This window comes from Streptomyces sp. NPDC107538, assembly GCF_055657445.1.
Genome location: NZ_JBVKAY010000005.1, coordinates 608,884 through 618,010, shown reverse-complemented (window position 1 = coordinate 618,010; position 9,127 = coordinate 608,884). Strand labels below are relative to the sequence as shown.

8 protein-coding genes are annotated in these 9,127 nt (G+C 71.1%); 6 read left to right on the top strand and 2 right to left on the bottom strand.

Going from position 1 to position 9,127, the window contains the following annotated elements; translation table 11 throughout:
• Positions 1 to 9: 9 nt before the first annotated feature.
• Entirely contained in the window at positions 10 to 708 is a 699-nt protein-coding gene (locus tag ACZ7MG_RS21170; RefSeq protein WP_471388664.1) for a copper chaperone PCu(A)C, read from the bottom strand.
• A gap of 629 nt (positions 709 to 1,337) precedes the next feature.
• Between ACZ7MG_RS21170 and ACZ7MG_RS21165 the strand changes: the two genes are divergently transcribed.
• From ACZ7MG_RS21165 to ACZ7MG_RS21140, 6 genes are all read left to right on the top strand, one after another.
• Positions 1,338 to 1,820, top strand: coding sequence for a CarD family transcriptional regulator (locus tag ACZ7MG_RS21165; protein ID WP_003953493.1), 483 nt, complete (start codon positions 1,338 to 1,340; stop codon positions 1,818 to 1,820).
• 370 nt (positions 1,821 to 2,190) lie between these two features.
• Complete coding sequence (ispD, locus tag ACZ7MG_RS21160; RefSeq protein ID WP_471388666.1) at positions 2,191 to 2,967, top strand: 2-C-methyl-D-erythritol 4-phosphate cytidylyltransferase; 777 nt, start codon at positions 2,191 to 2,193, stop codon at positions 2,965 to 2,967.
• Positions 2,957 to 3,481, top strand: a complete 525-nt coding sequence (gene ispF, locus ACZ7MG_RS21155) for a 2-C-methyl-D-erythritol 2,4-cyclodiphosphate synthase (RefSeq protein WP_471388669.1) — start codon at positions 2,957 to 2,959, stop codon at positions 3,479 to 3,481. The genes ispD and ispF overlap by 11 nt, the downstream gene beginning before the upstream one ends.
• A gap of 242 nt (positions 3,482 to 3,723) precedes the next feature.
• Positions 3,724 to 5,127 carry a cysteine--tRNA ligase gene (cysS, locus tag ACZ7MG_RS21150; protein WP_471388672.1) on the top strand — a complete coding sequence of 468 codons (1,404 nt, stop codon included), beginning with the start codon at positions 3,724 to 3,726 and terminating at the stop codon, positions 5,125 to 5,127.
• Positions 5,128 to 5,301: 174 nt separating this feature from the next.
• Entirely contained in the window at positions 5,302 to 6,240 is a 939-nt protein-coding gene (gene rlmB / locus ACZ7MG_RS21145; RefSeq protein ID WP_471388675.1) for a 23S rRNA (guanosine(2251)-2'-O)-methyltransferase RlmB, read from the top strand.
• Between the two features lie 110 nt (positions 6,241 to 6,350).
• Entirely contained in the window at positions 6,351 to 8,132 is a 1,782-nt protein-coding gene (locus tag ACZ7MG_RS21140; protein ID WP_471389148.1) for a DoxX family protein, read from the top strand.
• A gap of 190 nt (positions 8,133 to 8,322) precedes the next feature.
• Here ACZ7MG_RS21140 and ACZ7MG_RS21135 read toward each other — a convergent pair whose 3' ends face one another.
• A complete protein-coding gene (locus tag ACZ7MG_RS21135) occupies positions 8,323 to 9,054 on the bottom strand; it encodes a nucleotidyltransferase family protein (protein WP_471388678.1) in 732 nt (243 codons plus the stop codon).
• Between the last annotated feature and the right edge of the window lie 73 nt (positions 9,055 to 9,127).

Here is a 9,127-nt window from a genome sequence, read left to right as displayed (position 1 = left end):
CGTACGGCCTCAGTGGCCCGCGGTCTCCTCGGAGGCCGAGGTCGAGGTGGACGGGGAGGCCGTCGAGCCGGCGGCGGTGCCCTCCTCCTCGGCGGCCGTGCCGTCCGGGGACGGCGAGCCCGTGCCGTCCGGGGAGGGCGAGCCGGAGGTCTCCTCGGACGGGGAGGCGGAGGCGGTGGCCTCGGGGATGTCGCTCGGGCCCCACTTCTCGAAGTAGTGCTCGGCGGGGACCACGAAGGCGCGCAGGCCGACCTCGCCGGTCTCGCTGAAGTTGAAGGTGACCTGCTGGGCGTTGCCGTCCTTGACCGCGTCGGTGACGTCGGTCAGGACCGCGGAGGCGTTGTTCTCGCCGCCGAGGATCACGGAGCCGCCGGCGGGGACGACGACCTTGCCGCCCTTGCCCTCGCCCTTGGCCGGCTTCAGCTCGGCGGTGCCGGCGCCGTCCACGGTGACGGAGTCCAGGGTCTGGTCGGTCGTGGAGGTGTTGAACAGCGTCGCGGAGACCACGGCGGGGCCCTTGGTCTCGGTGCCCGGCTGGGTGACCACGATCGCGTTCTGGATCTTGATGTCGCCCACGCTGGTGGCCGCGTTGTCCGGCTTGATCTCCAGGGTCTGGGCGTTGTTGCCGGCGGCGCACGCGGCGAGTGAGGCGATCGAGAACGCGAGGACGGCGGCGGCGAGGGCGCCGCGTCGAAGGCTGCTGCTCACGGCGGCGGCAACTCCTTGAACGTGGGCGGTACGTGGTCTGTAGCGGGCTTAGGTTACCGAGCCGTCCCGTCGCCGCCGCACCCGACCCTCCCCAAGTCCCCGACGAGTCCCCGACATGTCACCGGAGGCAATTGCGGGCACGTCGCCCACACGCCCGTCCGGCATTCACATATCCACCATCGAACTCGCCGCCACCGTGTCCTGGATTTCCGGCAGGAATGCGAGGCACCACGAAAAATCGATCAACTGCCGGAACGCCACCGGAACAGCGCCAGAACACGATCCGGTAACGGCGGAACATGGCCCCCGGATCGAACTCCTTGATCAATTCCGGATTCGTCTCGTACCCGACTCCGCTCATCGAACGGAGTAGCGGAAGTCGCACACTTGGCGGCGGACAAAGCGGGACGTTCGGTCGCTCGTGAACCCCTCCGGATGCGTGTAACGTACGCGTTTCACTCTGCCCGGAGAGCCGCTCCGACCTGCGGATACCCTCTTCCGTTCGGCCCCCGCAGCACGTTCCTGTCGCAGTTGTCAAGCCCCGAGATGCGCCCTGACCTGCGAAAACGCCATTCAGAACACGCCGTTTCCGTGTTACCCTGGATAGCCACGGAAGGGGTACCTGTCACATGACGTTCAAGGTTGGCGACACCGTGGTCTATCCCCATCACGGGGCCGCGCTGATTGAGGCCATCGAAACTCGCCAGATCAAAGGCGTGGACAAGACCTACTTGGTGCTCAAGGTCGCTCAGGGCGACCTGACGGTGCGTGTGCCAGCGGACAATGCGGAGTTCGTCGGCGTACGTGATGTGGTCGGTCAGGACGGCCTGGACCGGGTCTTCGAGGTGCTGCGCGCGCCGTATGCCGAGGAGCCCACGAACTGGTCGCGTCGCTACAAGGCAAATCTGGAGAAGCTCGCCTCCGGCGATGTCATCAAGGTCGCGGAAGTCGTGCGTGACCTGTGGCGTCGTGAGCGTGAGCGCGGACTGTCCGCCGGTGAGAAGCGCATGCTCGCCAAGGCCCGCCAGATCCTGGTGAGCGAGCTCGCCCTCGCGGAGAACACGAACGAGGACAAGGCCGAGGCCCTGCTCGACGAGGTCCTCGCGTCCTGAACTGACTGCACGTCCGAACCGACCTGAGGCAGGCAGCCAGCCCGCTCAGCCGTTCGGTGCAGCAGCAAGCAGCACATCGAAATGCCGCGGTGCCCGATGACGTACGTATTGTCGCCGGGCGCTGCGGCATGTTCGTACCCGGATGCCGTACGCCTGCTCGGGGTCACCGATACTTGGCGATGCTTGGTGTGCCCCGGTGCTCACAGGTGCTGACGAAGACCGCTCATCAGCACCGAGTACTCGTCCTTGGCGTGCCGGGCCCGGGCAGCTGGCTCGACCAGATGTCACGGAAGGGTCCGGTCAAGGTGTCGCGCCCGGCACGCTGTGGCCATACCCACGTAGGCCGAGCACACAAACCTGACAGGAACCGATGTCTGACGATTCGCGCCCTTCGCCATCCGGAACCGGTACGGCAACCCCCACGCCGACCCGTACGGCGGCCGTGATCCCGGCCGCCGGCCGGGGCGTACGCCTCGGTCCGGGCGCCCCCAAAGCGCTCCGCGCGCTGAACGGCACCCCGATGCTGATCCACGCCGTGCGGGCGATGGCCGCGTCCCGTGCCGTCTCCCTCGTGATCGTCGTGGCGCCGCCCGACGGCGCGCCCGAGGTCAAGACCCTGCTGGACGCGCACGCCCTGCCCGAGCGGACCGACTTCCTCGTGGTCCCCGGGGGCGAGTCGCGCCAGGAGTCGGTGAAGCTCGGGCTCGACGCGCTGCCGCCCGGCTTCGACATCGTCCTCGTCCATGACGCGGCCCGGCCCCTGGTGCCCGTCGACACGGTCGACGCCGTCATCGAGGCCGTACGGGACGGGGCGCCGGCCGTGGTGCCCGCGCTGCCGCTCGCGGACACGGTCAAGGAGGTCGAGCCCGCGGACGCGCCGGGGGCGCCGGAGCCGGTCGTCGCCACGCCCGCGCGGGCGCGGCTGCGGGCCGTGCAGACGCCGCAGGGGTTCGACCGGGAGACGCTGGTGCGGGCGCACGGGACGGTCACCGGGGAGGTGACCGACGACGCGAGCATGGTGGAGCGGCTCGGGCTGGGCGTCGTGGTCGTGCCGGGGCACGAGGAGGCGTTCAAGGTGACCAGGCCGCTGGATCTGGTGCTCGCGGAGGCGGTTCTGGCGCGCAGGAGGCTGAACGATGGGTTCTGAGACGTCACCGGGGCCGGTGCCGCTGCCGGGGTCCGTGGTGTTGCCGCAGGTCGGGATCGGGACCGACATCCACGCCTTCGAGGAGGGGCGGGAGCTGTGGTGCGCCGGGCTGAAGTGGGAGGGGGAGGGGCCGGGGCTCGCCGGGCACTCCGACGCGGACGTCGTGGCGCACGCGGCGTGCAACGCGTTGTTCTCCGCGGCCGGGATGGGGGACCTCGGGCAGCACTTCGGGACCGGGCGGCCGGAGTGGTCCGGGGCGTCCGGGGTGACGTTGCTGGCGGAGGCGGCGCGGATCGTGCGGGCCGGGGGGTTCGTGATCGGGAACGTGGCGGTGCAGGTGGTGGGGGACCGGCCGAAGATCGGGAAGCGGCGGGACGAGGCGCAGCAGGTGTTGTCCGAGGTGGTGGGGGCGCCGGTGTCCGTGTCCGGGGCGACGACGGACGGGCTGGGGTTTCCCGGGCGGGGGGAGGGGCTGATGGCGGTGGCTACGGCGTTGGTGGTGCGGGTGGGGTGACCTCCGGGGTGGGCGGTGGGTTTTCTCGCCCCCGCCGCCCCTACCCGTCCCATCCTCAAGGGGCTGCGCCCCTTTGACCCCCAGGCGTCCGTCCGGTGGGGGTTCTCGCGCCGTTCCCCGCGCCCCTTTTGGGCCTGCGGCCCATCAAGGGGCGTCGGCCTCCTCTGGGCATACGTCACGAATCTGTCGTCCTTGGGGTGAAGGGCTCGGGGCATGGGTGAGGGGCCACTACGCTTGGGGGCGTGACTATTCGCCTGTACGACACCAGCGCCCGGCAGATTCGTGACTTCGCCCCGCTCACGCCGGGTTGTGTCTCGATCTACCTGTGTGGCGCCACGGTGCAGGCGGCCCCGCACATCGGGCACATCCGGTCGGGGCTCAACTTCGACATCATGCGCCGGTGGTTCGAGTACCGGGGCTACGACGTGACGTTCGTCCGGAACGTCACGGACATCGACGACAAGATCATCGCCAAGTCGGCCGACCAGGGCCGCCCGTGGTGGTCGATCGGGTACGAGAACGAGCGCGCGTTCAACGACGGTTACCGCGCGCTCGGTTGCCTGCCGCCGACCTACGAGCCGCGTGCCACCGGGCATGTGACCGAGATGGTCGAGATGATGCGCGGGCTGATCGAGCGCGGCCACGCGTACGAGGCGGACGGGAACGTCTACTTCGACGTGCGGTCCTTCCCCGAGTACCTGCGGCTGTCCAACCAGGAGCTGGACAACCTGCTGCAGCCCTCGGGCGAGGGCGAGACCGGGAAGCGGGACCCTCGTGACTTCGCCATGTGGAAGACGGCGAAGCCCGGGGAGCCCACCTGGGAGACACCGTGGGGCCGGGGGCGGCCCGGCTGGCACCTGGAGTGCTCGGCCATGGCGCACAAGTACCTGGGCAGCGCCTTCGACATCCACGGCGGCGGCCTCGACCTGATCTTCCCGCACCACGAGAACGAGATCGCGCAGGCCAAGGCCTTCGGCGACGACTTCGCCAAGTACTGGGTGCACAACGCCTGGGTCACCATGAGCGGCGAGAAGATGTCCAAGTCGCTGGGGAACAGCGTCCTGGTCTCCGAGATGGTCAAGCACTGGCGCCCCATCGTGCTCCGCTACTACCTGGGCACCCCGCACTACCGGTCGATGATCGAGTACAGCGAGGACGCGCTGCGCGAGGCCGAGTCGGCGTTCGCCCGGATCGAGGGCTTCGTGCAGCGGGTCGTCGAGAAGGCGGGCGGGGTCGTGGAGCCCGCGGCCGAGGTGCCGCCGGCGTTCGCCGAGGCGATGGACGACGACCTGGGCGTGCCGCAGGCGCTCGCCGTCGTGCACACCACGGTCCGGCAGGGCAACAGCGCGCTGGCCGCCGACGACAAGGAAGAGGCGGTGGCACGGCTCGCCGAGGTGCGGGCCATGCTCGGGGTGCTCGGCCTCGACCCGCTGGACGCGCACTGGGCCGGTGACGGCGCCGACCGGGGCGAGGATCTGCACGGGGTCGTCGACACGCTCGTGGGGCTGGTCCTGCAGCAGCGCGAGGCGGCCCGGGCCCGTAAGGACTGGGCCACCGCGGACGCCATCCGGGACCAGCTCAACCAGTCCGGCCTGGTCATCGAGGACAGCCCGGACGGTCCGCGCTGGACGCTCGGCCCCCGCTGAGCCGGACAAATCCCCCCGGTCACCTTGATCGATTGTGCCGCCCGGCCTTCCGGGCGGCACACTGCATTGAGCACCGCATTGAGCACCGCATTGAGCACATACGAATATCGAGTACATACGCATGACGTACGCCCGGCGCGTACGTCCGCACGCTTCTGAAGAGACGGGTAGGTCATGGCCGCTAACAACCGCCGCATGTCCGGCAAGAAGGGCGCGCAGGTCGGCAGTGGCGGCCAGCGGCGCAGGGGTCTGGAGGGCAAGGGTCCGACGCCGCCCGCCGAGATGCGCAAGAAGCACAAGGCGAACCGGATCGCGAACGCCAAGGCGAAGCAGGCCGCGCGCCGCCCCGTGGCGCGCCGGGGCGGCAAGGGCACGTCCGAGATGGTCGTGGGCCGCAACCCGGTCGTCGAGGCGCTGCGCGAGGGCGTGCCCGCCTCGACGCTGTACGTCCAGCAGTTCATCGACAACGACGAGCGGGTGCGCGAGGCGCTGCAGCTGGCGGCCGAGCGCGGCGGCATCAACCTCATGGAGGCGCCGCGGCCCGAGCTGGACCGGATGACCAACGGCCTCAACCACCAGGGGCTCGTCCTCCAGGTCCCGCCGTACGAGTACGCGCACCCCGAGGACCTGGTGGCCGCCGCGTTCGACGAGGGTGAGGACCCGCTGATCGTCGCCCTCGACGGGGTGACCGACCCGCGCAACCTCGGCGCCGTCGTCCGGTCCGTCTCCGCGTTCGGCGGCCACGGCGTGGTCGTACCCGAGCGGCGCGCGGCCGGCATGACCGCCGGCGCGTGGAAGACGTCCGCCGGCACGGCCGCCCGTACGCCCGTCGCGCGCGCCACCAACCTCACGCGGGCGCTGGAGGCCTACAAGAAGGCCGGTGTCGTCGTGGTCGGTCTCGCCGCCGACGGCGAGGCCGAGGTCGGCGAGCTGGAGGCCCTGGAGGGCCCGGTCGTCATCGTCGTCGGCAGCGAGGGCAAGGGCCTGTCCCGACTCGTCGGCGAAACCTGCGACTTCCGCGTGCGGATTCCGATGCCGGGTGGGGCGGAGTCGCTCAACGCGGGTGTGGCGGCGGGAGTTGTGCTGTACGAGGCGGCTCGGCGCCGGGCCTGAGATGGGCTCTGACCGGGGGTTCGGGGCGTTCTGGATCACCTTGACGGGGTCCGGACAGATCGGGGCGGTCAAAGCAGTGTCCTAACGACACGTCACTCGGTTAGATGAGTGTGGACACCAGAACACCCCGCACACCCACGGGGGACCGTTCGTCGGGATTCGACTCGGGATTCGACGACGCTCCCGCGCTGAGCATGGTGAAGGTGCCGAGCGATCCGGCGCAGGTCATCGTCAACCACGCGAGCTTCCGCGTGCAGTTGGGCGTCTCCACGCGGGCGTCCCCGCGTATCGCACGGCACTTGAGCGCTGCCGAGGACACCGCGCGTATCCCCGTCGTGGGCACGGCGGGGCGCTCCGGCGCGCCCGCCGCCGGGCGCCGGCGTGCGCCGGTCGTCTGGAGCGGGAAGTCCGCGCCGGACGACACCGGGGCCCACCGGCTCCTCCAGGCGGTACGCGGCGGTGTCGTCGGCGGCGCGCCCGACCCGCTGAGCGACACGGGTTCGACCCAGGTCATCCCCCGCGTCGACGGCACGGGCGGCGGTGGCTACGACACCGAGAGCGGTCGCTACGGCGGCGACGGCGGACGTTACGGCGACGAAAGCGGGCGCTACGGTGCCGACTTGACCGTGGAGACCGTCGAGACGCCCATCGTCGGCAACCAGCGCACCCACGGTGACCATGCCGCCGACGGCACCCGGCTGCTGCCCACCATGCGCACGGTCGACAGCGCGTACGACGAACCCCGCTATGACCAGCCGCGGTACGGCCAGGACGCGTACGCCGACGGGGAGTTCGCGGACGGGGAGTTCGCCGACGCGTACGACGGTGACGCGGGCGAGCGCGCCGGGCGGCGGGCCGGCAACGAGCCCGTGCGGCACGCCTATTACCCCGGCCGGCGGATGAACCTCGGCGTGGTGCTGCTGCCGCTGCGCGTCTTCCTCGGCTTCATCTCCATCTACGCCGGCATGGGCAAGCTCTGCGACCCGCACTACTTCGACGGCGGCAAGCGCGGCTCCATGGTGAAGTGGCTGAACACACTGCACCCCTGGGAAGTCGCCGAGCCGCTGCGGCAGTTCGCCCTCGAACACCCGGTGGGCTCCGGGCTGGTCATCGCCTTCGCCCAGGTCATCGTCGGTGTGCTCACCGTCTTCGGACTGTGGCAGCGGGTCGCCGCCGGAGTGGGCGCGCTGCTGTCGGCCGCGCTGCTCGTCACCGTCAGCTGGAAGACCGTCCCCGTCTACGAGACGCCCGACATCATCTACCTCGCCGCCTGGTCCCCGCTGATCATCGCGGGCGCGCCGGTGTACTCCGTCGACGGACGGCTCGCGGGCGGCGCCTGGCGCACGCTCGGGCCGCGCGCCGACATCTGGGAGCTGCGGCGCTACGTACTGCGCCGGGGCGCGCTCGTCACCGCGATCGTGGTCGGGCTGACGCTGCTGGTGGGGTCCCTGCTCGGCGGTGCCGTACGGGACGCCGACCGGATCGTCGTCCCCGGCCCCGGGGAGGCGCCGCGCAACGAACTGCCGGGGTCGCCGCTGCCGGGTGAGCCGAGCGCGCGGCGCGAGAAGAGCCCGTCCGCGTCCAACTCGCCCACGGCGGGCGCCACTTCGGCCCAGCCCTCGCAGGAGGCCACCACGCCGGGGGCCACGCGGGACACCGGGGCGGTCACCGGGGGCGAGCCGAGTCAGACGCAGGGGGCGACGGCCGGGCAGGCGCCGCCGCAGCAGTCGTCGCCGGTCGAGCAGCAGGTGCCGAGCACCACGGCGGGGCCCAGTTCCAGTGGGGGGGCCTCCGGCGGTGCGACGGGTGGGGCGACGGGGTCCTCCGGGGGGTCCAGCGGGGGGAGCTCTTCCGGTGGGCAGCCTGGGCTGGTGGGGGGCTTGCTCGGGTAGTTGGGACGACTGATTGGTGATGTGGCGATGGGCCCCGCGTGATTTTTGCGCGGGGCCCATCGGTGTGTGAGAGAAGGGCGCCTGAGAGCTCGGGGGTCCGGGTTCGTCGGCGGGTGCGGGTGTGTGGGGGCTTCTCGCGCAGTTCCCCGCGCCCCCAAGAGCTACGGCAGCCCTGGCTGCCAAAGGTGCTCTAGCGGCCCAGGGCCGCCAGTTCCTTCGCTGCCTCCGTCAGGTCCTTCGCCGTGTCGATGGCTCGCCAGTAGGCGCCCTGAGGGATGGGGAAGCCGGCCAGGCGGCGTTCTCGGGCGAGGCGGGGGAAGGTGGTGCGCTCGTGGTCGCCGAGGGCGGGGAGGAGGTCGGTGAACTCGGGGGAGAAGACGTAGACGCCCGCGTTGATCTCGTACGTCGTGGGCGGGGCCTCGATGAAGTCCGTCACGCGGCCGAAGCCGTCCGTCTTGACGGCGCCCCAGGGGATGCGGGGGCGGGCCAGGGCGAGGGTGGCGAGGGCGTCGCGCTCGGTGTGGAAGTCCGCCATGTCGCGCAGCGAGAAGCGGGTCCAGATGTCGCCGTTGGTGGCGTACCAGGGCTGGTCGGGGTGGGGGAGGTGGGAGGCGGCGTACTTGAGGCCTCCGCCGCGGCCCAGGGGCTCCGTCTCGACGACCGTGGTGACGCGGACCGGCAGGTCGGCCGAGTCCAGCCACTTCTGCAGGACGTCGGCGAGGTGGCCGCAGGAGACGACCACGTCGGTCACGCCCTCCTCGGCGAGCCAGGTGAGCTGATGGCCGATGATCGGCGTGCCCGTACCGGGGATCTCGACCATGGGCTTGGGCCGGTCGTCGGTGTACGGACGCAGCCGTGAGCCCTGGCCACCGGCGAGGACCACGGCTTGAACGGGGCGCGACGCGGCGTTCGGATCGGTCATGACCCGAACTGTACGTGGCGCCCCGTTCGCGGGAGCACGGCCCTGGGATCGGTGTACGGGGGGCGAAACGGGG

Coding starts and splice junctions, on each gene's coding strand:
- ACZ7MG_RS21165 (WP_003953493.1), top strand. CDS start 1,338: ATGACGTTCAAGGTTGGCGACACCGTGGTCTATCCCCATCACGGGGCC.
- ispD (WP_471388666.1), top strand. CDS start 2,191: ATGTCTGACGATTCGCGCCCTTCGCCATCCGGAACCGGTACGGCAACC.
- ispF (WP_471388669.1), top strand. CDS start 2,957: ATGGGTTCTGAGACGTCACCGGGGCCGGTGCCGCTGCCGGGGTCCGTG.
- rlmB (WP_471388675.1), top strand. CDS start 5,302: ATGGCCGCTAACAACCGCCGCATGTCCGGCAAGAAGGGCGCGCAGGTC.
- ACZ7MG_RS21135 (WP_471388678.1), bottom strand. CDS start 9,054: ATGACCGATCCGAACGCCGCGTCGCGCCCCGTTCAAGCCGTGGTCCTC.